General features: G+C 45.2%; 31 protein-coding genes. 7 read left to right on the forward strand and 24 right to left on the reverse strand.

The annotated features are described in order from the left end of the window. From MJQ52_RS03965 to MJQ52_RS03995, 7 genes are all read right to left on the reverse strand, one after another. Positions 1-699, reverse strand: coding sequence for a Yip1 family protein (locus MJQ52_RS03965; RefSeq protein WP_015388300.1), 699 nt, complete (start codon positions 697-699; stop codon positions 1-3). A 324-nt stretch (positions 700-1,023) separates the two neighbouring features. Continuing rightward, positions 1,024-1,257, reverse strand: coding sequence for a molybdopterin converting factor subunit 1 (gene moaD / locus MJQ52_RS03970; RefSeq protein ID WP_007611118.1), 234 nt, complete (start codon positions 1,255-1,257; stop codon positions 1,024-1,026). Continuing rightward, a complete protein-coding gene (locus tag MJQ52_RS03975; RefSeq protein ID WP_003154579.1) occupies positions 1,254-1,724 on the reverse strand; it encodes a molybdenum cofactor biosynthesis protein MoaE in 471 nt (156 codons plus the stop codon). Before MJQ52_RS03975 ends, moaD begins: the two co-directional genes overlap by 4 nt. Beyond that, positions 1,725-2,246, reverse strand: a complete 522-nt coding sequence (gene mobB / locus MJQ52_RS03980) for a molybdopterin-guanine dinucleotide biosynthesis protein B (RefSeq protein ID WP_063174790.1) — start codon at positions 2,244-2,246, stop codon at positions 1,725-1,727. Beyond that, positions 2,207-3,499, reverse strand: a complete 1,293-nt coding sequence (locus MJQ52_RS03985; protein ID WP_094246980.1) for a molybdopterin molybdotransferase MoeA — start codon at positions 3,497-3,499, stop codon at positions 2,207-2,209. Before MJQ52_RS03985 ends, mobB begins: the two co-directional genes overlap by 40 nt. Positions 3,500-3,516: 17 nt before the next feature. Further along, entirely contained in the window at positions 3,517-4,536 is a 1,020-nt protein-coding gene (locus MJQ52_RS03990; protein ID WP_003154586.1) for a molybdopterin-synthase adenylyltransferase MoeB, read from the reverse strand. A gap of 51 nt (positions 4,537-4,587) precedes the next feature. Beyond that, positions 4,588-5,190: a molybdenum cofactor guanylyltransferase gene (locus MJQ52_RS03995; protein WP_003154587.1), complete on the reverse strand. Its 603-nt coding sequence runs from the start codon at positions 5,188-5,190 to the stop codon at positions 4,588-4,590. A 145-nt stretch (positions 5,191-5,335) separates the two neighbouring features. Between MJQ52_RS03995 and MJQ52_RS04000 the strand changes: the two genes are divergently transcribed. After that, a complete protein-coding gene (locus MJQ52_RS04000) occupies positions 5,336-6,328 on the forward strand; it encodes a hypothetical protein (RefSeq protein ID WP_014304925.1) in 993 nt (330 codons plus the stop codon). A gap of 20 nt (positions 6,329-6,348) precedes the next feature. Here the strand turns inward: MJQ52_RS04000 and rok are convergent, their stop codons facing one another. Next, the gene (gene rok / locus MJQ52_RS04005; protein WP_003154591.1) at positions 6,349-6,945 is read right to left on the reverse strand and encodes a transcriptional regulator Rok; all 597 of its coding nucleotides are present in this window, start codon (positions 6,943-6,945) and stop codon (positions 6,349-6,351) included. Between the two features lie 450 nt (positions 6,946-7,395). Then, positions 7,396-7,854, reverse strand: coding sequence for a redoxin domain-containing protein (locus MJQ52_RS04010; protein WP_094246981.1), 459 nt, complete (start codon positions 7,852-7,854; stop codon positions 7,396-7,398). A 286-nt stretch (positions 7,855-8,140) separates the two neighbouring features. Between MJQ52_RS04010 and MJQ52_RS04015 the strand changes: the two genes are divergently transcribed. Further along, positions 8,141-8,947 carry a mechanosensitive ion channel family protein gene (locus MJQ52_RS04015; protein ID WP_060386912.1) on the forward strand — a complete coding sequence of 269 codons (807 nt, stop codon included), beginning with the start codon at positions 8,141-8,143 and terminating at the stop codon, positions 8,945-8,947. 33 nt (positions 8,948-8,980) lie between these two features. Here MJQ52_RS04015 and MJQ52_RS04020 read toward each other — a convergent pair whose 3' ends face one another. The 14 genes from MJQ52_RS04020 to fadH form a co-directional block, all read right to left on the reverse strand. Continuing rightward, positions 8,981-9,226, reverse strand: coding sequence for a YkuS family protein (locus MJQ52_RS04020; protein ID WP_003154596.1), 246 nt, complete (start codon positions 9,224-9,226; stop codon positions 8,981-8,983). 60 nt (positions 9,227-9,286) lie between these two features. Further along, entirely contained in the window at positions 9,287-10,411 is a 1,125-nt protein-coding gene (locus MJQ52_RS04025; protein WP_094246982.1) for an N-acetyldiaminopimelate deacetylase, read from the reverse strand. A 70-nt stretch (positions 10,412-10,481) separates the two neighbouring features. Then, positions 10,482-11,192, reverse strand: a complete 711-nt coding sequence (gene dapD / locus MJQ52_RS04030) for a 2,3,4,5-tetrahydropyridine-2,6-dicarboxylate N-acetyltransferase (protein ID WP_007409623.1) — start codon at positions 11,190-11,192, stop codon at positions 10,482-10,484. A gap of 81 nt (positions 11,193-11,273) precedes the next feature. After that, a complete protein-coding gene (locus MJQ52_RS04035) occupies positions 11,274-11,729 on the reverse strand; it encodes a flavodoxin (RefSeq protein ID WP_094246983.1) in 456 nt (151 codons plus the stop codon). Between the two features lie 26 nt (positions 11,730-11,755). Beyond that, a complete protein-coding gene (locus MJQ52_RS04040) occupies positions 11,756-12,649 on the reverse strand; it encodes a WD40/YVTN/BNR-like repeat-containing protein (RefSeq protein WP_094246984.1) in 894 nt (297 codons plus the stop codon). Next, positions 12,639-13,112: a flavodoxin gene (locus tag MJQ52_RS04045; protein WP_070081741.1), complete on the reverse strand. Its 474-nt coding sequence runs from the start codon at positions 13,110-13,112 to the stop codon at positions 12,639-12,641. Before MJQ52_RS04045 ends, MJQ52_RS04040 begins: the two co-directional genes overlap by 11 nt. Positions 13,113-13,224: 112 nt before the next feature. Continuing rightward, the gene (ccpC, locus tag MJQ52_RS04050; protein WP_007611101.1) at positions 13,225-14,106 is read right to left on the reverse strand and encodes a transcriptional regulator CcpC; all 882 of its coding nucleotides are present in this window, start codon (positions 14,104-14,106) and stop codon (positions 13,225-13,227) included. A 140-nt stretch (positions 14,107-14,246) separates the two neighbouring features. Further along, entirely contained in the window at positions 14,247-14,690 is a 444-nt protein-coding gene (gene cbpB, locus MJQ52_RS04055; RefSeq protein WP_003154608.1) for a cyclic-di-AMP-binding protein CbpB, read from the reverse strand. Positions 14,691-14,833: 143 nt separating this feature from the next. Further along, a complete protein-coding gene (gene abbA / locus MJQ52_RS04060; RefSeq protein WP_007409618.1) occupies positions 14,834-15,025 on the reverse strand; it encodes an antirepressor AbbA in 192 nt (63 codons plus the stop codon). Between the two features lie 140 nt (positions 15,026-15,165). Continuing rightward, positions 15,166-15,684, reverse strand: coding sequence for a ribonuclease H-like YkuK family protein (locus tag MJQ52_RS04065; protein ID WP_020955744.1), 519 nt, complete (start codon positions 15,682-15,684; stop codon positions 15,166-15,168). A gap of 122 nt (positions 15,685-15,806) precedes the next feature. Next, positions 15,807-16,046, reverse strand: coding sequence for a YkuJ family protein (locus MJQ52_RS04070; RefSeq protein ID WP_003154613.1), 240 nt, complete (start codon positions 16,044-16,046; stop codon positions 15,807-15,809). A gap of 444 nt (positions 16,047-16,490) precedes the next feature. Beyond that, positions 16,491-17,711: an EAL domain-containing protein gene (locus MJQ52_RS04075; RefSeq protein ID WP_003154615.1), complete on the reverse strand. Its 1,221-nt coding sequence runs from the start codon at positions 17,709-17,711 to the stop codon at positions 16,491-16,493. A gap of 144 nt (positions 17,712-17,855) precedes the next feature. Beyond that, positions 17,856-18,404, reverse strand: a complete 549-nt coding sequence (locus MJQ52_RS04080) for a hypothetical protein (protein ID WP_094246985.1) — start codon at positions 18,402-18,404, stop codon at positions 17,856-17,858. A gap of 110 nt (positions 18,405-18,514) precedes the next feature. Continuing rightward, complete coding sequence (gene fadH, locus MJQ52_RS04085) at positions 18,515-19,279, reverse strand: 2,4-dienoyl-CoA reductase (RefSeq protein ID WP_003154618.1); 765 nt, start codon at positions 19,277-19,279, stop codon at positions 18,515-18,517. A gap of 143 nt (positions 19,280-19,422) precedes the next feature. Here fadH and MJQ52_RS04090 point away from each other — a divergent pair, with 143 nt between their 5' ends. From MJQ52_RS04090 to MJQ52_RS04105, 4 genes are all read left to right on the forward strand, one after another. Continuing rightward, a complete protein-coding gene (locus MJQ52_RS04090) occupies positions 19,423-20,286 on the forward strand; it encodes a metallophosphoesterase (RefSeq protein ID WP_063174788.1) in 864 nt (287 codons plus the stop codon). Between the two features lie 74 nt (positions 20,287-20,360). Beyond that, a complete protein-coding gene (locus tag MJQ52_RS04095) occupies positions 20,361-20,855 on the forward strand; it encodes a L,D-transpeptidase family protein (protein ID WP_088037173.1) in 495 nt (164 codons plus the stop codon). Positions 20,856-20,930: 75 nt separating this feature from the next. Beyond that, positions 20,931-22,223, forward strand: coding sequence for an MFS transporter (locus MJQ52_RS04100; protein ID WP_024085236.1), 1,293 nt, complete (start codon positions 20,931-20,933; stop codon positions 22,221-22,223). A 122-nt stretch (positions 22,224-22,345) separates the two neighbouring features. Then, positions 22,346-22,810, forward strand: a complete 465-nt coding sequence (locus MJQ52_RS04105; protein ID WP_003154622.1) for a YkyB family protein — start codon at positions 22,346-22,348, stop codon at positions 22,808-22,810. 42 nt (positions 22,811-22,852) lie between these two features. Here the strand turns inward: MJQ52_RS04105 and cheV are convergent, their stop codons facing one another. Continuing rightward, positions 22,853-23,764, reverse strand: a complete 912-nt coding sequence (gene cheV, locus MJQ52_RS04110) for a chemotaxis protein CheV (RefSeq protein WP_014304917.1) — start codon at positions 23,762-23,764, stop codon at positions 22,853-22,855. A gap of 188 nt (positions 23,765-23,952) precedes the next feature. Between cheV and MJQ52_RS04115 the strand changes: the two genes are divergently transcribed. Further along, a complete protein-coding gene (locus MJQ52_RS04115) occupies positions 23,953-24,114 on the forward strand; it encodes a hypothetical protein (protein ID WP_007409608.1) in 162 nt (53 codons plus the stop codon). Positions 24,115-24,162: the final 48 nt, after the last annotated feature.

The following is a 24,162-nucleotide window of genomic DNA, read 5'->3' on the forward strand; positions in this document are numbered from 1 at the left end:
TTATACACCTGCTGTCACTGAACTTAACAGTCCTCCGACTGCCGAAACCAAAAGCATAATAACAAACAGGACAATCGCGGAAGTCCAGGCCGCTTTCTTCGAAATACCGCCTGTATAGCGAAGTCCCAAAGCGAGCAGAATATAGCTCCAGATGCTGAAAATGTCGAACGCGCTTAAAAAGACCGCGACGCCGTCTCCGGCCGGTATGACACTCGCCAAAGATGTAACGGCGTACAATGAGCCCGCACCGGTAAAATAAGTGACAAGACCGTTAATAACTAAGCCGATATTGGTAATGAATGCCGTAAACAGGCTGAGTGAGAGCATTTTTTTGTAAGTTGTCACGCCGCCTGAAATTTTGACGCACAGCCAGTAAATGAGCGGAACGATAAACAGAGCGATAATGCCCCCGAAGATTCCTCCGAACATCGTACCGAATTTAGCGAAGGTTTTGGTCATTTCAATCTGATCATCCGTCAAACCGTCAAGAGATGAGCTGTTCAGCACTTCTTCATAATTCATCCCCAGTCCGCGCAAAATACTGCCGGCCGCGATGAGAATGATGACAATCAGGAGAGGAATGCCGATGACCGGCTTTTCTTTTAATCTTTTAAACTGCACAACAGGACTTGTAATGACGCCGAAAATTGACGGCTTTTCCGTTACTGCCGCATTGCTTTTTTCCAGGTTTGGTTCCATATTGCTGATGCCTCCTATGTATTATTCTGTTTATACGTACGCTTTAGGCTGAGAGAAGTTTCAATTTTTTTGCCGTTTGCGTATTTATGCTAAATTGTAACACAAATTCTCAGCTTTACGTTCCATAATTATGTAAAAAAAAGCATCGTCAGATCGGTATGACGGGTGGCTCAAAACCTCGTAAAGGCACTGTTATCAGCCTATTCATGCAGTGAAAACCGCCTCAATTGCAAAACCCTTTAAATCCCATTTAAATATTCTCTGAAATTCAGCGCCTATATACAAAAAGAGCCGGATGGCAATGATGCACACCCGGCTCTTTTTTCACCCTCCGCTTACAGGAGGGATAAAGGCAATGGTATCACCTTCTGTTACGGTGCTGTTGTCTTTTACATATGTTTCATTGATTGCGATCATGGCATTGTCAATCGTCTGAAGGCCGTACCGTTCCTTTAACAGCGTTTTTACAGCAGACGCCGCCGTCTCTTTTTCGTCAAGTTCAATGACCGGTGTTCCCGCCTGCTCCGCAAGCCCGGCAAATAATAATACTTTAATCATCGCGATTCCCCTTTATCCAAATCCGGTTTTCCGTTCGGATAGGGCGTCGTTTCCAGCTGATCGCCTATCCATTCTTCCCCGTCTTCCCAGATTTCTTTTTTCCATATCGGCACAATCTGTTTTATCCGTTCAATTGCATATTCATTCGCCTCATATGCCGCCTTTCTGTGCGGAGAAGACACGGCGATTACGACCGCTGCTTCACCGATATCAAGGACGCCGACACGGTGAGTGATTGCAGCTTCGGCTCCTTCCCATTTCGCGCTGATTTCACTGCCGATTTGAGAAAGCATTTGAACAGCCATCGGTTCATACGCTTCATATTCGAGACGCACCGTCCGCCGTCCTGCAGTCCACTCTCTGACCGTGCCGATAAACGTTGTGATGGCGCCGGCTTCACGCTTTTCAACTTTTTTTACGATATTTTCCGCAATGATAGGTTCCCTTGTAATTTGAAAACGTTCCATTTAAGCAGTTTCCCCTTTCAGCTGCGAAAGCACAAACATAATGGCAGCCGGATCGTCCGCATGGAATACGGGCTTGCCCGCATCTGCCGGCATATGCTCCGTATTTCTGCTGACAACCGCGATCACGCGCTCCAAATGCTTCAGCTTTTGCCAATCTTCGCTGTTTTTGATCATAATGATTTTCGGATGCGGCGCATGTTTAAATCCCTCTATGAGAAGACCGTCAATTCCCAGACATTCATACAGACTGATCAAACCCGCCAGATCCCATTTTTTTCGCGCCGTAAGCTGCAGGACGCCGTCCCCTTCTACTGCCGTAACCGCCGCTCCGGCTTTTGAAAAACGCTCCGAGTCTTTTCCGTCAGAAAAAGGTTCCGGTTCTCCGCCATGTCCGTGATGTTTTAAACATCCAATATCGCACTCTTTCGGCGCAGCTTTCAGCACACGTTCAATAAACGTTGTTTTACCGCTGTTTTGAAAACCTACGATCTGGACGATCGGGAAAGAATTGACCACGGCCATTCACTTCCATTCTCATCACGGATGAGGAGCGCGTGAACCGTCCGGCCCGCTTCATATCCCCTCGTTCCTCCCGGCAGAAGGATAAACGCGTTTGCTTCGGCAAGAGATGTGACTGAGCTTGATTTGTCGAGACCGACCGGTGACGCCATCATTTTTCCGTCCTTATGATAAACAAACGCCCTCACAAATCTCGTAAATGGATTCGGCTTCGGAAAGTCGTTTGTTAACACGGCTTCCGCCCATCCTGAATGAGGTTTTTCATTCAGAAGCCACGTCTGAATCATCGGTTTGACAAACAGGGTGAATCCGACATAACATGCGGACGGATTGCCTGAAAGGCCGAACAGCAGCATGTCATCGGCCCGGGCGACAGTTGTCACGCTCCCCGGGCGCATTGCCACTTTGTTAAAAAGAACTTCCGCTCCGAGCTTATTATAAATGTCCGGAAGAAAATCAAAATCGCCGACTGACACGCCGCCGGTCGTGATCAGAAAATCAACTTTTTTCATAGCTTCCTTCACCGCAGCATAGCTGTCATCAAAATCATCGGAAATTTTCCCTAAGTTCAGCGGTACCGCACCCGCTTCAATGACCTGGGCATACACCATGGCAGCGTTGCTGTTGCGGATTTTCCCCGGCTCAAGCGGATCGCTGACATGAAGAAGCTCGGTTCCCGTTGCGATAATGCCGACAACCGGCTTTCTGACCACGGGAACGGAAGCATAGCCGAAGGTTGCTAAAAGAGCGGTTACGCCCGGCGTGATTTTCGTCCCTTTTTTTAATAGCGAGCTGCCTTTTTTCGCATCTTCTCCTTGATATGAAATATTATCCCCCGCATGAAAAGGGCGTTTCACTGACATGTAATCCGTGCCGTTTTCAGAAAACGTTTTTGTCAGCTCAAGCATCACTACAGCATCCGCGCCTTTGGGAATCTGCGCCCCCGTCATAATGCGGACCGCTTCATAAGGCCCGAGTTCTTTTTCTGACACGGCGCCGGCTCCGATATGGTCAATGACTTCAAAGGTGACGGCATTGTCACGGGAAGCCGTTTTTGAATCGCTCGCCCTGATGGCAAACCCGTCATACGGAGAACGGTTAAAAGCCGGCACATCATGATCCGCCTTAACATCCTCCGCCAAATAGCGGTGGAGACTGTCCTCAAGCGCCACCCATTCGGTATCCCCCTTTTTTTTATACCGGTTCACCCGGCGGACTGCTTCGTCCACCTGAATCGGCGTTCTTTTTTCAAGCATAGCAATACATCCCCTTCCTACAGTCCGATCACTCTGGCCAGAACTGAATTCGCTTCTTTTATATCGTTTGTACCGTGAATCAGAGCCCGTCCGTCCTGAAAAATAACGATTCTGAAGCGCTCGTACGCCATGTGCAGCAAAAATTCATTTGCTTCCACTTTACCGATCTGCTTCAGACGTTTGACAAGCTCTTCTTTATCCAGCCTCTTTAAGGCTTCCGATCTGATTTGAACGGTGTCTCTTCCGCACAGCACGCTTGCTTTCGGCCTGTTTTCAGGCTGCAGATACGGATATACGGGCTCCGCGCCGCAGGAAGGGCAATGATCCCGTTTGATCTGATCCACATTTATGCTCATATTGGTGTTATTCCACACGTCAAACGTGAAAAAGCGCCGATTTACCGCCGCATGATTTCCTGTCAGCAATTTCAGCGCCTCAGCCTGCTGATAGGCGGAGACGATATGAACCGCCGGAGGTATGATGCCTGCTGTATCACATGTCGCTCCGCCCACGGGCATTTGCTCAAACAGGCAGGATAAACACGGCGTAACCCCCGGAATAATCGTCATGCACATTCCCTGACTGCTGACACAGGCACCGTAAATCCAAGGTGTTTTCGTTTTCAGCGCCAGATCATTGATGACCATTCTCGTTTCAAAATTATCTGTCGCATCCACAATGCAATCCGCTTGTTCGATCAGCGGTTCGAGCGTTTCCGCCGTACCTTCCGCCGCGTAAGCATCGATATGTATATTACTGTTTACCGCTAAAAGACGCGCCTTGGCCGCCATTGCTTTCGGCAGGCGCTGTCTCGCGTCTTCTTCTGTATACAGCTGCTGTCTTTGTAAATTGCTCCATTCCACATAATCCCGGTCAATAATCGCCATACGGCCCGCTCCGGCTCTTGCAAGGCCCTCTGCCGCGGCTGTTCCGAGGGCTCCGGCTCCGACAATCAGGACACTGCTGTCAGCCAGCGCCTGCTGCCCTTTTTCCCCTATCGGCTTAAATCTTGTCTGCCGTGAATAGCGCTCTTCCATCTGTGTTGTCCCCTTGCATTTTTATTTCCATCATACCATGTTTCTTACCGATCAGTCCTGATTTGAAGACTCGACATGCGCCAAAAGTCTGGTGTAATCGTCCCGTGTGTTGATATTAGCGAACTCCTCCGGCCCGGCGCCGATGTCTTCAGCCTGCACATAACAGACAGACAGCCGTTTCAGCGTGTCTGTCATTTTCAGTTTGTTTTGTGTCAGCTGATCAAAAAGCACATCCTGCACCCGTTTATGGTAAACCGCCAAGAGGGGCTGCTCTCTGTTTTCACAAACCGGTATGACAGCGTCCAGATTTCCCGTCAGCTTCATTTCAAGCGCAGCCATCGTTTTTCTTGTCACGAGCGGCGTGTCACAGGATATGACCGTATATGTTTCGCCTTCCGTTTGTTTCATTGCCGTATATATGCCGGCAAGCGGGCCCATTCCCCGAAACCGCGGCTCATCGGCAAAAACATGCCGCTCCCTGTTTGATAAGAACTTTTTTATATGCTCAGGGCGGCTGATAATTACCGTTTCTCCGCCGCCGAAGGCTTTTTTCGCCTGTTCATAAAACATGCCGCCCTTCCACTTTGCAAAAGCTTTCGGTTCTCCGAATCTTCGGGAAGCTCCCCCCGCTAATATTACATTCACCCGTTTCATGTCATCGCTCTCCCATTCTATATAAAAGCATAGCAAACGCCTCAGCCGAAATACAATATTACGGTGCTTGTCTGTTTAATTAAGAGGAATAGCCGTTGTTCCTTTCCCATATTGTAGTGTTAACATCAAGAGGGAGATGGTTCTTATGAAAATATCAGGTCCGTTTTTCCACGACACTTCTCAAGAGAACCTTTACTTGAAATCCGAACTTTCCAGATGCAGAAAAATAATTTCGGAATTTGAAGCAAGCTACTTCCATCAAAAAAACAATAAGCTTCAGGAGGAAAACGCCAATATTAAAGAGCGGCTTCACAAGCTTTCTGACGAATTGGAAGCCATGGCTCAAAAACACAAACAGACAAGTGACACGGAACGTTCTTTGCATGAAATCAGGGCCGGGCTGCTCGATAAAATCGTCATTCTGCAAGAACTGCTTCAGCAGGAAACGTTTCGGCGGAAAAATGAGATGGAAGAAAAACATCGTCTGCATCTTACAAATGTAAAATTTGAAGAAGAAAATAAAAACTTACATACCCGCATCCGCTCACTTGAGACCGCCATTCAAACCGAACGGACTTCTCACGAAGATATGAAACAGCGTTATCATGCCGCTGCAGACGAAAATACCCGGCTCCAAACACAAATGATAGAAAAAGAATACCAGCTCAAACATATTAAAATAGAAATTAATCATATGAGAGATCGAATACTAGAAACAAAAGAACGGCTTGTAGAAATAGAAAAAACGAAAGAAAAGTTATTTCAAGAAACCATTCTTTCATATAAACGGCAGCTTGACGAAAGTGATGCTTGGATTGCCGGCCATTTTGCTGATATTGACAGCCGCACGGCGGAACCGGCGGAACAAACTCTGGAAATCCCTTCCGTTTCCAAAGAGACTGTTCAGGCAGAAGACTTGCTTACAGCCGTTACCGAACAAGTCATCTCCCTTCAAAAACAATTTGTAGAATCAGAGTCCCGCGATCAGTCGTTTGATGAAAAACTGGATGCGTTGAAAGAACGAGCTGACGGCGAAAAGCCTTTCCAAAAATATGTTGTCAAGCTTGAAAAAAAGCCTGGAAAAGATGCGTCACTTCCGCAGAATAAACGGGAAAACGCAAAAAAACTGCTTGAGTAACGCAAGCAGTTTTTACTGTTTTATTCAGCAGCCGTATCATTTGCCGTTTCTGCTGTTTCCTGAGAAATTTCTCCCTCAAGAATATATTGGCCGCGGTATGGTTTTTTCACTTCCGGATACATTTTAATTAAGCTTTGCATAAATGTTGTCATATTAGGAATTTCAAGGCCGCTTTCCTTTTCAATTTCCTTTTGCAGTTCGGAACTTTTGATCGCTGCATTGTGGCGTTTCAATGTTTTAATCGCTGCTTCGCGCAGTTTTGCCGCTTTTGATCCCGGTCTCGCCGTCCCTCTTCTTCTTCTTGTAGAACCGTCTGGAATGCCGGCGGGAAGAGACGTAATAGACTGCATCTGCGGCTGGGAGGATTGCGGCTGTGTCTGCGGCTTTTGATAGCTTCTCATTTCCTGTGCTGCAAGCTCTGCAAGCACCGGGAGAGAGTCACTTTTTTTCTCCGGACGAAACTCTTTTTTTGTATCGGACAGGCTGCCCGTATTGTCTAATTCTCTCAGTTTTGCATATATTTTATCACGTTCTATTTGATATTCACGAATGACTTTTACCTCTGCTTCGTTCAATTGTTCTAAACGTAAGCGCAGCGCTTCTCTTTCATTAAACATGTGTAAAACCCCCTGTCAAAAATTTAAACGCTTTTATTAAGATATTAGATTACAAAAGTAATTTTATCAACTATTATTTTATCATTTTACTATTTTATTTACTCTATGAAAAATTGCTTATTTTCTGAAAATGGTACTTTATATACAAAAATCCCTTATCATATAGGGGATTCTGGACAAAGTTCCAATTTATTCAACCATTTCAAAATATAACTTGAAATTACTTGTTTAATGAAAATTAGCGTGATATCTACAATTTTCGACTATAATATGTAAAAGATAATGATATGGATAAAACAAGCGGTACAGCGTGTTTACGGCTGTTTCTCTTATTTTTAAGCCAAACATGCCATATTGGAATTTTTTATCCAATAGACACAAAAAAACCCTGTTACCTAACGGCAAAGGGTTTGCAGAACCGAGACAATAGTCCGACGGAGATTGTCCCGATTACTCAGAAGCCTGCTCCGTTTCTGAAAGTACCCGGCTGATGCGTTTTTCAAGCATTTTCATCCCGCTCTCTCCCGCTTGAAAATGGCGGAGCTGTCCGTTTTTATCAAAAACGTAATAAGCCGGCACATATTCATTTTCAAATACGTCAGTCAGCGTATGATCGCTGTCGACGCAAATCGGCTGAGAGATATCGTGTTCAGCCGCTGTTTTCTTGATTTTCTCAAGATCAAGATCGTCTTCGGAACGGGGCATGTGAACGGCCACCACATTCAGCTGATCTTTATATTTATCACGAAACCCGTTCACCTCAGGCATCGCTTCTTTACACATGCGGCAGCTGGCGGACCAGAAGTGAATCAGTGCCGGCTTTCCGCCGACCAGCTGTTCCTTCGTGACTTCTCTGTTAATCCATGCTTTAGCGCCGGGCAATTCAGGCATTTGCTGATGTAATTTCATCTCATTTCCCTCCTTATGAAAAAGTTTTTTGCCGGGGCTTTCAGTCCGCCGGGCAACGTCCTCCTGTTTTCTCTCCAAAGGATATGATTTGGCTGAATCACCATGTTAAAATGAGTGTGGAGATTCTTTAGTACATATCTTCACAAAAATGAAGATATTGAAACCGGGCAATATGAACAAATCATAAATGTAATAACTGGTTTCTATGAAAAGGTTTATCTTATTTAAAAAACGGGTATATCACTTTTAGCTTTTTCTGCAATAGACTTGAAAGGAAGACATCACTATGATTGATTTAAAACACTTTGATTGGGCCGGGCTTCTCACATCTGCCGGGATTTTCATCATAAAGCTGGCTCTCATTATTTTAGCGTACTTTATTTTCCGGACGGCAGGAAAAAAGCTGATCAAGCATCTGTTTCAGAAATTCGAGCAACAAAACAACCTCTCCACGGGCCGCGCTTATACTTTGCGAAGCCTCGCGCTCAATGTGTATGGATACATCCTGATATTCGTTTTTATTGTGATGATTTTGGATTTATTTCACTACAATCCGAGCGCTCTCATTGCCGGCGCCGGCGTGGTCGGTCTCGCAGTCGGCTTCGGGGCTCAGGGGCTTGTCAGTGACATCGTCACCGGATTTTTTATCCTTTTGGAAAAACAGATTGACGTCGGTGATTATATTACGGTTGCCGGCTACAGCGGCATTGTCGAGCAGGTCGGTCTCCGTACGACGCAAATCCGGAGCTTTGACGGCACGCTTCACTATCTTCCCAACCGGGGCATCACGAATGTGAGCAACCATTCCCGCGGAACGATGCAGGCGCTTGTCGATATTAAAGTGCCGCTTGAAAAAAATCTTGATGAAACCATTCAAATCCTGCAAACCGCGTGTGACAAAGCAGCCGCTGAGCTCCCGCAGATTAAGGAAGGGCCGGACGTCATCGGAGTTCAAGATTTAAGCACGTCAGAAATGGTGATCAGAATCATTGCCAAAACAGAAAATATGGAGCAATGGCGGGTTGAACGCGTACTGCGGAGAGAAATAAAAATCGCGCTCGACCGTTTTAAAAACGCCGCTTCCGCCGAATAGAAAAACCGAAGCGTAAGCTTCGGTTTTTTCTTTTTAATGAAATTTTTTTTCCACTTCGCTGCAGATTTCGTCGGCGGTCATTCCGGAAGCCGTAATGACGGGAGCCTGAGTTGACGTATCAGCAATTCCTTGAACATTGCTGTCAAGTCCGGTTACGACACAGCAGTCACAATTCTTCGCATCCTCAGGAGTCTTCATCATCACTACGTCATATCCTTTTTGTTTTAACGCCTGTTCTACATCCGATAAAGATTGTTCAATTCCAATTTTTTTCGTCATATTGAACACCTCCGTTATGTAGAATGCTCAATTTTTGTTAGATTATTCTTCTTTTCGGATTTAATTGGCATACTTCGAAAAATATCCGACCATGACATTTACCGCGGTTTCCATCGCATCTTCATCCGGGTTCAGCTTTGCGTGATGAAGCCCGTGGGATGAATCGGCCCCCAGCCAGAACATAAAGCCGGGATATTTTTTCAGCATATATCCGAAATCTTCTCCGGTCATCGCTTCTTTCGCCGTTTTCACGTCAGCAAGCTGATGATCGCTGACAAATTGCATAAATTCTTCGGTCAGGCCGCTTGTATTATAAACTTGATGATAAACGGACGGATACGTGACTTTTCCTTTGCATCGGAAGCCGATTTCAATTCCTTTGACAAGCTCTTCAATCCGCTTTTTCACCATACGCATTGATTCCTCGGAAAGCGTCCGGATGGTTCCCTCCAGATGAGCATGCTCTGCGATGATATTTTGCGCCGTGCCCCCGGTAATCGTTCCGACAGTTATCACAGCGCTGTCAAGCGGATCCGTATTTCTGGATATGACGGTTTGCAGCTGCGTGACAAGCGTGCTCGCGGCAACGACCATGTCATCTGCTGTATGCGGATATGCCGCATGTCCGCCTTTCCCCTCAAGATCGATGACGAGCTCGCTCGTATTGGCAAACAGCAATCCGCTTTTGGTGGAAATGGTGCCGACCGGCAGCTCTGGTGCTATATGTAGGGCGGTGATCAAATCCGGCGTCCATTTTTTCAGCACATCGCTTTCAAGCATCGGTGCCGCCCCGCCCGGTCCTTCTTCAGCCGGCTGGAATAAAAAGAGCAGATCCTGTTTGACGGGATGATGAACAAAATGATCAATAATGCCGAGCGCGATGGTCATGTGCATATCGTGGCCGCATGCGTGCATAAAACCGGGGTGCTCAGATGCAAACGGAAGCCCCGTCTGCTCTTCAATCGACAGAGCGTCTATATCCGCTCTGTAGGCGAGCATTTTTTCCGGAGCCGTGCCGTTGACTTTGACAAAGATGCCGGTTCTCCAAGTTTCGATTTCAATTCTTTCTTCCGGATATTGGTTTAATAGATTCAGCAGGTACTGCTGGGTTTTATATTCCTGAAAGCCGATCTCCGGAATGCGGTGCAGATCTCTTCGGATGGCAATGAGCCGCTCTTTTTCCATATGTATTCCTCCTTGAGATAAGAATAAGGCGTGGATTTTATCATCCACGCCCATTCTATCAAACCATTCCTTACAGCTGGCGTAATTCCTGTTTGATTTCTGTTTTTCCTTTTGTTTTTTCATCGATATCTTTGATTTTTTTCGCTGGTGTTCCCGCTACAACGGTATACGGCTCGACGTCATTTACAACGATGGCTCCGGCGGCGACAACCGCGCCTTTACCGATTGTTACGCCTTCAAGCACAACCGCATTTGCGCCGATCACAACGTCGTCTTCTACGACAACAGGCTTAGCGCTAGGCGGCTCAATAACGCCCGCTAATACAGAACCCGCTCCGATGTGGCAGTTTTTTCCGACAGTCGCGCGTCCTCCGAGAACAACGTTCATATCAATCATCGTACCTTCGCCGATGACTGAACCGATATTAATAGATGCACCCATCATGATAACGGCATTGTCGCCGATTTCGACTTGGTCGCGGATAATAGCGCCGGGCTCGATTCTCGCTTTAACATCTTTTAAATCAAGCATCGGGATCGCAGAGTTGCGGCGGTCATTCTCAATGACGTAATCCTCAATTTTGTCTTTGTTTTCTTCGATTGCACTTTTAATTTCAGCCCACTCGCCAAAAACGACGCCGGATTGGCCGTTCAGGAATGTTTTAGCGGAATCGCCAAAGCTGATTCCTTCGAGATCGCCTTTTACATACACTTTTACAGGCGTTGATTTTGTACTATTTTGAATAAATGAAATAATTTCATTTGCATCCATCATTTTCATATGTATTGTCCTCCTCTGATTTTCTACCTCATTACTGTAACAAAGGAAGGATACAAAGACAAGAAAAAAAGGAACAAGCCTTTATTCTGCCGGCTGGCTGCACAGCGCAGCAAACTGTCTTCCGAATTCCCGGAGCTCTTCTTCCTCACTGCCCTCAGGATTGTTTTCAATTTTGACCGACGGCAGCACCACCCGCCCGCCGCGGGCCGTGATTACTTTTTCCAATTCGTCAACCGCTCCGCAAAAAAACTCATAGGACGTATCTCCGGAACCGAACAAAGCAAATGTTTTTCCCGTAAGCTCCAGGTTTTCCATATCTTCAGCAATATCGAGCATTTCATCAGGAAGATCCCCGTCTCCCCACGTATATGTGCCTAATAAAATATACTCGTAATCATTAAAAAGTTCGGCATGAATATCCATCGCTTCATATCTGTCTACGGATGCTTGTGCTTCGATCAGCCCTTTTTCAATTAAATCCGCCATCGCCTCGGTGTTTCCTGACATTGTAGCGTAAACAAGCAATACATTCCCCATCTTCGTCTCTCCTTTATGCATAAAAACTAATGTGCGAGCCGAACCGCCTCATACGGTCTGACAAACTTACTTTCGTAAAGGCCCGCGCAAAAAAAGTTTTCTTCCCGGTTGGCCACCCGCCATCCGTGACCGCGGATCGTATCAAACCACTTTAATTCACCGGCAGCAAGATCAGCTTGATAAATACGCGAAAATCCGCTTTCGCCCTGTGACGATGTGACATAAATAGTCCCGTTATCCTCAGAAACGTCGAGAAATGACTTTTCCCTTACAGCGTCCCCGGCTGTAAGGGGAAACTCCTCTTGCGTCCGCACGTTTCGGACGGCAAGCTCCCCCCGTTCTCCCTTTGCCGCGCCCTTTGCTGCAATGAGCCAGTCATTCTGATACATCATCATTGAAGCCGTCATGCGCTGCCTTTCGCGGCTTATACGCCGGACGCGGCCTTCCGTCAGATCATACGCCCAAATGCCGCCATGATTCATATGAATCCGGGTGCCGATATAAATCGTCTGACCGTGTAAACAAAGCGAACGGATGACAGGCGGCTCCTTTAATTGTGAAAAGGGCTTAGCCACATGCCAAGTGACGCCGAAATCATCAGATAAGTAGAGGCAGTATGTGCCGTGCGCACAGACAAATCCGTCATTCCGTCCGGCAACGGCCCATACGGAGGCGCCGGTCGGAAATCGGGAGGCCGTCCAAGTCTTTCCTTGATCGGCCGATCTGAGGACGGCGCCTTTTTCTCCAGCTGCGAATATGTAGGGCCCTATATAAGTCAGCACATGAATCCTGCTTTTCACTCGGAATAGTCTTTTCCAGCCTTCTTCCGCCGAAAAATGAAAAATACCTTCGTCTTTCACAGCGACAAAAAATCCCGAAGATACTGATGCCATGACAGCCGTCGCGCCTTTATGAAACATGGCACCGGTCTCCGTGGTGAGCGGCCCATGCAAGAAAACCGCGGACAAATTCTTTGCAGCATTCTTGATCTTCAGCCGTCTCGGGCGCCAGCTCAATTTTCAGCGTTTCCGGGTATAAATTGGCTCCGGCCTGTTCAAACGCATCGCAAAACAGCGTGACCGCTTCACAAAACTTCGGGTAGGCGTGATCGCCTGAACCGAAACAGGCCGTTTTCAGTCCGTTGAGCTGGCTGTGCAGAATATCTTCGTAAAAATCTTCCCCTTCGTAAGGAAGATCACCATCCCCCCATGTGTATGTGCCGACAAAAACATAATCATATGCTTTGAGAGAATCCGCATCTGCTTCGTCCATATCAAGACAGTCAACCGCTATCTGATGCCCGCTCAGTGTTTCTTTTATAATGCCGGCAATATCCTCTGTATTCCCCGACATGCTTGCGTATATCATTAATGCTTTCTGCATATGATCACCTCGTAATTGATAATGATTTTCATTAACATATATAACACTTTAAATGATAATGATTTTCATTGTCAATAAAAAATAAAAAAAAGACAGCATGATTGCTGTCTTTCTAAAATGGGCGTTCCTGTTTCAGCATATCTTTAATGACAGAAACAAAAGCCTGCACCTGTTTTAATTCAAATGCCGGCTCATAACCGAGCAGCCATGTGTCACGGCCGATGGGATGATCCTTTGTATCAAGCAGGGGCATTTTATTTACTTTGTCTTCCTCTTCTAAGGTGACTGACGGCAGAATGGCATAACCGATCCCGTGCAGCGCCATCTGCTTGCACGTTTCAATCTGATCGACAAGGATGGTCTGTTTCGGCGAAGTTTTGAATTTTTGATGCCACCAATGCTGAATTTCCTGAAAATATGTACTGTCACTTTTGAATTGAATAAACGGCCGATCGGTATGGGCAATATCATCAATACAGGAAATTTCCGTATCGACCAAATATAAATGATCGGTCATTAAATAATCTTTCCGGCCTTTCCATTCCGGATTTCCCCGGATAATGCCGATATGTACCTGATCTTCATACAGACTTTTCAGCATTTCGCTGCTCCACCCTGTAATGAGAGAGACCTTTGCATTCGGATATCGTTCCACATATGTTTTTAACACTTTCGGAAGCCAGTGCTGCCCGATAATCGAGGCGACGGCAAGCTTTAATGTGCCGTGAATCTCACCCTCAAGTTCATCAATGTTTTCTCTGATTCTTTCTTGCCGATCCGTGACGTCATTTGCAAATTGTATGATTTTTTCTCCTGCCGGCGTTACCGTAAGTCCTTTTTGAGACCTAAGAAAGATCTTTGTTCCCCAGGCTTTTTCAATGGTCTGCAATCGCTGGGACAGAGCCGGCTGTGACACGAATAACCGTTCGGCAGCCTTCCTCATGTTTAATTCCTCAGCTAAAACTACGAGCATATGAAGCTCTTGAAGCTGCATGTCGTCCTCCTTTTCAATGCCTTTTCATATTTCTTATCTACCATTCTAATCAAATAAAGGCTGCCGAGGCAAGCGCCACTCATATGTATGCGTTTTCTTTTTCTGGCATGCGAAAGAACAAATAGGCTGATCGTGCGAGCCTACTTATTCAATGATCTGATATGACTGCTCAACTGCTTTAATACGACTCTTCTCGTGAAAATGCCTTCAAAGACGCCTTCATCATTTTCAACGCAGACAAAGCCGTTGTTAATGACCATGCTGAACCCTTTGATAATCGGATCATTGATGTGGAGACGGGGAATGTCTTTCAGCATGACTTCCTCAACCGTAATTTGATCCAGCTTCTCAAACTCGATCCGTTCAAGTCCGAAAATGCTGTTCATAATCATATTTGTCCCGATCAAACCGTGCAGACGGTACGAAGCGTCAAGGACGGGAATGGCGGTATAGCCGGTTTTCGTCAGCACTAATAGAGCATGCTCAAGGTTGTTTCCGACTTGAACGTGCGCCACTTTATCCGCCTCGATCATAAATTGTCCGACTGTTGCATCAAGAAGCTGATCTGATTGTAAGCTAATCATGTCACTTCGACCCCTTTACATTTTTCATCAAAGCATGTATTCCCTATATTGCAATAATATAAACATTATCATTTTTTGTCGAAAAGTTTCCGTCAATAAAAAAGATACTCTTTGCAATCGAGTATCAATTTATAGGCCGCTGATTAATTTTCGTTCCGAAAACGGTCATAGAGCGTTACGAGTTTTTTATAAGTGGTTCCATCAACGCTTTTTGACCCTGCTTCTATATCGTTGATTTCGCTGGTCAAAAGCTCAATGGCATATTCTTGATTGATCAGGATATTCAGCAGAAGTTTCTGTTCTTCTTCCGTAAATCGTTCACCGATAAGACTCATACGTAATCAGGCCCCCTATTTTTAACTGAATACCTCCGAAAGCAAGGTGAAATTTGCTTTCAGCTCTACCGCTAGAATAAGTAAACAGAAAAAAATCGTCAACCGCATAATTCGACATTTTGCGGATTCTGTATGAAATATTATTTTGTGTAACGATTGGCATAACTGAATGCTGTGCAGGAATCGGGCTTGATTTTCGCTTCAATGCCCATCGAGGTAATGCGGCCGGTCATTTCTTGTATCAATTCTTTTGTCAGCCCTTTTTGACCGATATCCAGATGCACTTCAAATGAAAGATCCGCCCCTTCATCCGCAAAAGGCAAGAGCAAATCTGTCAGTTCCATAAGACGGCCGTCGAGGATATGTGCAGCCATCTCCTGGCTGAACGCGGTTTCCAGCGAAATTTTTTCGCGAAGGCTATGTATCGGTCTTGCAAGATCGTGATTTTTCAAACAGCCCCAAGCTCCCTTGCCTGTACGGTGCAAGTGTATAGCCGTAATAAACTTTGTGAAGTCGCGGTAAACTTGTGAATCCGTCCCTACAGACAGCACGTATGCTGAACGGGGGTCTTTATTGACAAAGCGTTTCAGCCGCTCCGTCACGTCTTGAAAGGTCATCTGTGCCTCAGAAAGATTATAAAACAGAAAAGAATCAGCCATGTACGGACACTCCTCTTTCCAGAGTCTACAACCAAACGAACAAGCACGTTCCTTTGCATGATTTAATAAAGCTCCGCTTGCGGAAGACCGGAAGCTTGGTCAGCCTGAAAAATCAAATCACATTACTGAAGGAGCTCAAAAATTTCAATAGAAATCATGTCAATGTTATCAAACGGATATGTGTTAGGTTTTTCACCTTTTTGGAAAACCGTCAGTTCAAACGTTTGATTTTTTTCGAAATATTTAACACTGCAAATTTTTTCGCCGTTAACTTCAAAATAACGCTGCATCGGCTCGTTAGCCGCTTCCGCTGTTTCTTGCAGACTTTGCAGCCGCGTGATGATACCCATTAATTGTGACATTCTAAAAAAAGACTCCTTTCAAAAAACAACTTCAAATCAACAAGTATTTATTATAATACAAGTCCTACAGAGCATCATACCATAAAGTAGACCGGGATGGCATTTTCCCGCTGGATTTTCAATAAGAAAATAAACGGGAAAACTGTGTTTTCGAATAGTTTGAAGCTTTTTTCGGAATGTCATACACCTTTCAAAAATAATTTTTCGCTTTTTGAGCCGCCATTGTCAGATGTATGTGAGGAGAAGCCTTTTTATGAGGAGACAGCATAAAAAAACTTGGCGGGGGTAGCGCCAAGCTTTTTCGGATCTTGATCTGATAGAGGGGTTGGGGAACAGAGAGTAACTTCTCTCTATAACTAAATGATAATGATTATCACTATCATTGTCAATCGTTTTTTAAAACTTTTTCACATTTATAAAAAAAAGCGGCATACAGCAGCCGCTTTAAAGTAACCCGTCCTGTTCATATAAATAAGAGTAAGGCAGATCGATAAATAAATACATATTGTCATCCATCGGGTATGAAAAGGTTCTGATCATCTCACCCGTCTCAATATCACTGTACAGGTCACTGAAAAAGCCTTTTCTTGAATTCCGCATCTTCATAATGTTTTCTAAAAAGTACGGACGCCAGCTCCAGTTTTTCTCCACGTATTCAGGCTGATAAAGCCATTCGCCGGACTGCTTGAACACATTTCCCGTCAGCTGATAGCCTTCTTCATCACACATATAAATTCTGAAACAGCAGTCGGTCAGGTTTTCCGCCAGTTTTTTAATAAACTCATCGTCCGCCTGATGGGTTTTCTTCAGCTCGGAAACTGCCTGATTTACCCGCTTATAAAAATTCTCAGAGTGTTCGTATACTGTCTCCAGCTTCTTTTTTTCTCTCGTGATAAATTGCTGAAACTCCGTTTTCAAGCGTGCTTTTAACAGGCTCCGGTCTATAAAATCGCCGCTCGGCGCCTGCAGATAATAGCCTTGAAAAAATCGGCCTCCGTTTCTCCATGCGTACTGGAGCTGAAAATCAGCTTCTATATCTTCATACAGCAGCGCGGCGCCGATTTTTCTCGCCAGCAATGAAATGCTGTACAGCACATGCTCATATGATGGTGACGGCTGAGATACCTTCAGCGCCTGCAAATCTATTTTCAGAAGGTCCGGTGAAAGGAGCGCGATTCTGTCCAGGTTGCTGCTCTCCTTACCTATATTGTCCACCGCGATTTTAATGCCGTATGTACGATAGTAGGCAAGCATATGGTACAGCTGTTCAATGTCGCCTTCGAAATTGTGCTCGGTGATCTCAAGTACAATACGGTTCAATTCAATGCCCTGCTCTTCGTATTCTTTCAAAAGCTCAAGAAAGCTTTCTCCGTGGTCAAGCATCAATACATTCGCATCCTGATTGATAAAAATCAACAGATCGCGATCAGCTTCTTTAAACCTCTCCAGCGCCTGCCTGATGACTCTGTCATCGACCTCAAGCTTATATTCTTCCGGAATGCCGGAATCTAAGAAAAACGGCCCGAGGCTCTCAATCTCCGCATCTGCCAAAATCCGCCCAAGCACTTCGTAGCCTACGACTCTTTGTTCCTCAGCGTTAAAAATCGCTTGGTAATACGGAATGACATCATCAATATTCGTCAGTATATCAAGTGGGTCCAACATGTTATCACCTGCTTCTCTATCTTTGTCTGATTATACACAATTATATCAGCACCACAAATGTTTAGATTAGGGGGAAAAAGGAGGCAGTATGGCAGCAGTTTAAAATAAAAGGGGAAAACTTTTTAAGATCACTCTTCAGACCGGTTAATTAAGGACGTTATTCATTTGTTTCACAATCACAAATAAAAGGATAAATATAAGAGCATGATAACCGGCGGCTGTCCAAAAATAATGGCTCCAATCAGTGCTGTTAAATATCCAATCATCATCATGTTTCAACTGAAAGAAAGTTCCTTTTTTATCTAAAGTGCCAAATGTAAGAGTTGTTAACCCGCCAGCACTCTTGGAAACGTCAACTCCATACATTGAACCGGCATGTTCAGTATGATTTATTGGCATATACGTATAATCAGATAAAATTGTTTCCGCCAGCTTGGTTGGCAGAGACACATATAATACAGCCGATGTATCGCCTCCGAGCCCACTCAAATACTCCCTGGCTTTAATAAATTTCGTTTCATCAGGAAAATCTATATGATATAGCTTTTCAAATCTGATTATTTCATCAGATGTAAGATTGGTATTTTGATAATACTCCGGAGTAAAAGCGCAAATGATAAAGTGCCAAATATTAAAGATGATAACGCAACTGCTTACAAATAGTACAACGAACCATTTTAATAATTTCTTCACTTATTCACCTCTTAATCTTTAAAAATTATATCATAATTTTGAATAGAAAAATAAAACAAGCGAACGTTCACCTTTAACGTTCGCTTGCTTCGCAAAATATGTCATGTAAATTAAAACGGGTAAGGATTCAGCCATTGCCCCCCGTCCATTGTGATACAATCCCCGTTTATATAGGATGCTTCATCGGATAGCAAAAACGCTGCCAAAGCGGCGATTTCCTCCGGTGTCCCCAGACGGCCGAGCGGCACACTGTTCATAGTGCGGGACACCGCTTTTTCCGATTCAAACAGCTTCTCCGCACCGCCTGTCCGTTCAATCGGGCCGGGGGCTATCGCGTTTGTCCGGATGCCGTATTTGCTCCCCCATTCAACGGCCAGCGTTCTTGTCAGTGACAATACCCCCGCTTTGGCTGCAGCGGAATGAACGACACCCGCTCCCGCTCCCCATGCGTATGTAGCGGCCATATTTAAGATGACGCCCTTCTGCTCCTGCTCGATCCAATGCCTTGCCGCGGCTTGGCTGCAGAAAAATGTGCCGTTTAAAACAATCTCAATAACAGCTTTCCATCCATTGGGCGTCAGCTTCTCTGCCGGGCAAATAAAATTGCCGGCCGCATTGTTAATCAGCGCATCGAGCCGGCCAAAGACTTTTTTCGCTTCTGTAATCATGTCTGAAGCGGCGGAATCAGAACGGACATCCATTTGAAAACAGGCGACCTGCCCCTCAAAGGTCTCAATTTCTTTTTTTGTTTCCTCAAGTGCTTCATGGTTCCTCCCTGTCACCATGACATGCCATCCTAATTCAGCCTGTTTTTTCGCCATTGCTTTTCCCATGCCGCTTGAACCGCCTGTAATGATTACCGCTTTCTTATCCATAACAAACCCACCCCTTTTATTGAATGAATAATCATTCATAATTTTATCATAGATGTCTTTCCGCGTCATTACATGCTGAGAAGGGATTTTTCAGCCAGGCTGATGATATAATAGAACAACTCTGACAAAGGTTGGTTTTACATATGGAGAAAATGACGAGAAGAACATTTTTAAAAAGAGGATTCGGCATTTTGGGTGCAACTCTCGCAACGGCTTGCGGAGGTTACGGCTATGCCCGGTATATTGAACCGCGCATGATTGAGATCACCCGTCATACAATCACCAGCCGCCTGATCCCCCGCGGCTTTGACAATTTTAAAATCGTTCAATTCAGCGATACGCATCTCAGTGATGTGTTTACATCCGGTGACTTGAATAAAGCAGCGGAAAAGATCAATCAGCTGAAACCCGATCTGCTCATCTTTACGGGAGATTTAATTGATAAGCCGCATTTATTTAATGATCACCAGCAAGCACTCGCCGTGCTGCAAAATCTGGAAGCTCCCTTCGGCAAACTTTGTGTTTACGGAAACCATGACCACGGAGGCTACGGTACGAACACGTACAAGGCTCTGATGGAAGCGGCTGATTTTCAAGTGCTTCGAAATGGCTGCCGTCAGGTGCAGCTGACAGACGGAAGCCGGATTGAACTCGCGTTTTTGGATGATGTAATGCTCGGAAAACCCGATTATGAAGGCACCCTGTCCCGCCTTTCCGAAGATGCGTTTTCCATTTTAATCGTCCACGAGCCTGATGCCGCTCTCAAGATCGGCGGATATCCCGTAAACCTCCAGCTGTCGGGACACACTCACGGCGGCCAGGTCCAGCTCCCGTTTTTCGGCCCTCTCATTACGCCTCCATACGGAAAAACGTATACCGACGGCATGTATACGCTGCATGACACAGCCGTTTACGTCAATCGCGGGCTCGGTACGACAAGACTGCCGTATCGATTTTTAGCCAGACCGGAAATCACGTTGTTCACATTGAAAACCGTACAAAAATAAGACTTTTATCCCGATGCACAGACACCCCCTCCGTAATATGTATATGGAAAAGAGCAAAAAGGAGGGTGATGAAACTGCTGACATATCAAGTGAAACAAGGAGAAACCATCTCAAGCATTGCGCAAGACTTCAGAATAAGCACTGCTGCTCTCCTTCAGGCAAATCCCTCAATCCAATCGGTCATATACGCGGGACAGCACATTATCATACCGAATCTTCCCGACCCATCCACCATTCCCTATTCCATTGTCGTGTATATCGGAGCGAAGAAACTGGAGTTATACCGCCTCGGCAGGCTCATCCGTACGTACCCCATCGCAGTCGGAAAAATATTGACGACCACGCCGACCGGAGAATTTTACATTGTGAACCGCCAGCCCAAGCCCGGCGGCCCGTTCGGCGCTTATTGGCTCAGCCTCTCTAAAATTCATTACGGCATTCACGGAACAAATAACCCTTCCTCCATCGGCAAAGCGGTATCAAAAGGATGCATCCGGATGTATAATCAGGACGTCACTGAACTTGCCGCTACCGTGCCTAATGGAACAAGGGTGACGATTATAAGATAGAAAGATCTTATTTGTTAATGGAACGAGCTGATGATAATATATTACAGTGGGACCTTTAGGGTAAGGAGCGTGTTTATGGATATATTTAAAAATCGCAATTTTGTCCGTCTCTTTTTCGCAGCACTCGCTTCTCAAATGGGAACGACTGTAGGTAATATGGCTTTCGCTTTTTACTTGCTGGACCATTTTTCAAACCAGCCGGCATACACAACTTTGGCTGAGCTGATGTATTCACTGCCGACAGTTTTCGTATTTCTGATTGTCGGTGTCGCAGCTGACCGGCTTGACAGGAAAAAGGTCGCAGAGAATTGTGACTGGATCAGAGCCGGACTGACGATCATATTGTTTGCCGCATTATACACCGGGAGCATCCCTCTCGTGTTCTGTATTTTGTTCATCAGAAGCGCCGTGACCAAGTTCTTTTTCCCGGCGGAAGCCAGCCTTGTACAAGCTATTCTGCCTAAGGAGCATTATGCGAAAGCGGCGGGACTTAACCAGATCCTGTTCAGCATCTTTATGGTATTCGGCGTCGGTATGGGCGCGTTTATGTATAAAACGATCGGTATTCACGGAGCCATTATCCTTGATTTTGTCAGCTTTATTGTATCAGGCTTTCTGATCCGCGCCTGCCGCATTCCGAAAGAAGCCCGTCAGCCGAACGGCCCTTTTAAATGGGGAGATTCGTTTCTGAAAGACTCGGTCGCTGATTTTAAGGAAGGGATCGTATATATTGTTAAAAACAAATTGCTTGCTTCCCTTATTTTCGGCTTTTTTATCTTTGGTTTTGTCAACGGCGGCTTTGCCGTACTGCCGATGTTTACGATGAAATACGGACTTGCGCCTGATCATTACGAATCACATACTTCCATCTTCACCGTCGCACTCGGCTTCGGCCTGCTTGCAGGAAGTGTGATCGGAACAATGATCGCAAAAAAAGTCAAACCGCATCATTTGATGTCGATTCCTATTTTGGCAGCCGGACTGCTCATTTTTGTCCTCGGCTATACGGATAAGCTGTGGATTTATTATGCGGCGGCTTTCATCCTCGGCATGTGCATCGGCCCTGTCAATATCGCCATCGGCGGCTGGATGCCGAAAATCGTTCATCCGAAAATAATGGGCCGGGTCAGCGGCTGGCAGGATCCTTTTATGATGTTTGCCCAATCGATTACACTCGGACTGGTTGCCCTGTTATTTCCGAAATTCGTTTCCAATATTGATTACCTTTATTACGGCATGGGAATCGTGATTTTAGCGGTATTTGTGTTCTATTTTATCGCTCTTCCGAAATACAGCGCCGAGGCAGCAGAGGTCGATGTGCAGCAATCATTAAAGGCTGATTCCGAAAAACATGCGAAACCTGTCTAATAAAGGAAAAAAATGCGCCCTTTTCATCAGAAAAAGGCGTATTTTTATAATCAATATTTGCATTTCAACGCTAAAAAAGTATAATCTATATATGAACTTGATCAATGCAAAGGAGAGAAATAATGGACGACCACGCTTATTCGAAAGAGCTGCAGCCAACCATCGAGAATCTTTCAAAAGCTGTTTATACTGTGAACCGCCATGCAAAAACCGCCCCCAACCCTAAATACCTTTATCTGCTGAAAAAACGGGCATTACAAAAGCTTGTGAAAGAAGGCAAAGGGAAAAAAATAGGGCTTCACTTTTCAAATAATCCCAGGTTTAGCCAACAGCAGTCAGACGTACTTATCTCTATCGGAGACTACTATTTTCACATGCCTCCAACAAAAGAAGACTTCCAGCATCTTCCGCATTTAGGTACGTTAAATCAATCGTACCGCAATCCTAAAGCACAAATGTCTTTGACAAAAGCGAAAAACGTATTGCAAAAATATGTGGGCTTAAAGGAAAAACCGCTTGCCGCCAACAGGCAGCAGCCCGCTTATCATAAACCCGTATTTAAAAAACTTGGTGAGAGTTATTTTTAATTCCGCCGCAAAAAAGCCGATGCGTCATGCATCGGCTTTTTTCTATTCAATCACGTACGTATCCACTTTTTTAATGAGCTCGCTGATTTCAGGCTTGCTGATCTGTTCATCCGCTCCGACTACTTCGCCCCGGTGGCGCAGGTCGTCCGTAATGAGGGACGAGAAAATCATAATCGGCACATCAGAGCTTTGCGGGTTATCCTTAAGGAGCTTCGTCAAACGATGCCCGTCCATTTTCGGCATCTCAATGTCACTGATAATCATGTCAATATGATCTGACAGGTTTGCTCCGTTATCCGTCAGTTCCACGACGTAATCATACGCTTCTTTTCCGTTTTCAAATGTAACGATTTCACTGTACCCCGCCTCAGTCAGCTCATCCGTCAAAAGACGCATCAGAAGCGGCGAATCTTCAACGATGATCAGTTTTTTACCCGCCCGTCTTTCATCAAATCCTTCCTGATGGACATGATAAGTCTCAACACCGGATGCTGATTCAATATCGTAAATGATCTTTTCATAATCAGGCAGAAAGATCATCGTGTCTTCCAGTTTGATGATTCCCGTTAAATGCCGCTCCATGCCCTGGTTCAGGGAAGTCGGCTTTTCAATCGCCTCCCAGGACACCCTGTGGATTTGTGAAACGGAACCGACGTGAAAGACGATTTTCCGTTTGTTGAATTCCGTTACGATATATTTATCGTCTTTTGCTCCTTCGGCATCAACGCCGAAAAAGGAATACAGACTGATGACGGGAAGAATTTCGCCTCTCAGCTTAATCATCCCTTCTACGTCTTTATGAGACTGAGGCACAGATGTGACATCTACCGGCTGAATGATTTCCCGGACTTTCATCACATTTATGCCAAATGTATTGACGCCTACTTCAAATTTGACGATTTCTAATTCGTTTGTGCCTGAATCCAATAAAATATCGTATTGTTGTAAAGACAATTCAATCCCTCGCTATCCGCATTCAGTATTGTACTGTATATATCGGCTGTAAACGGAAAAAGTGAATGTATTCGGGCCAACTGGCCATGAACTCTTTATAAAAAGATGCTTTTTTCTGATATCCCATTGACTTTTTGACATCGAGTGGTAAAATAGTCAAGGATTTTTCAGGAAGAAGGGTGTAATAAATGGGTACAGTAGTCATATTCGACCAAGATCAAATGACGGTGTTAGAAGATATCAGCAAAACGGCTTACCTGCAAATGAAAAAAGAGGCGAAAGAGCGTCCCGACAAGCCCGCTCCATACATCTTATGGCGGGAAGACGTCAGCTTTGAATACGGGTATTAATGACATTCGCCACATATCACAATAGATAGATCATGATACAATGAAGAC

The sequence above is a fragment of the Bacillus sp. jun7 genome, assembly GCF_051034795.1.
Lineage (GTDB): Bacteria > Bacillota > Bacilli > Bacillales > Bacillaceae > Bacillus > Bacillus velezensis.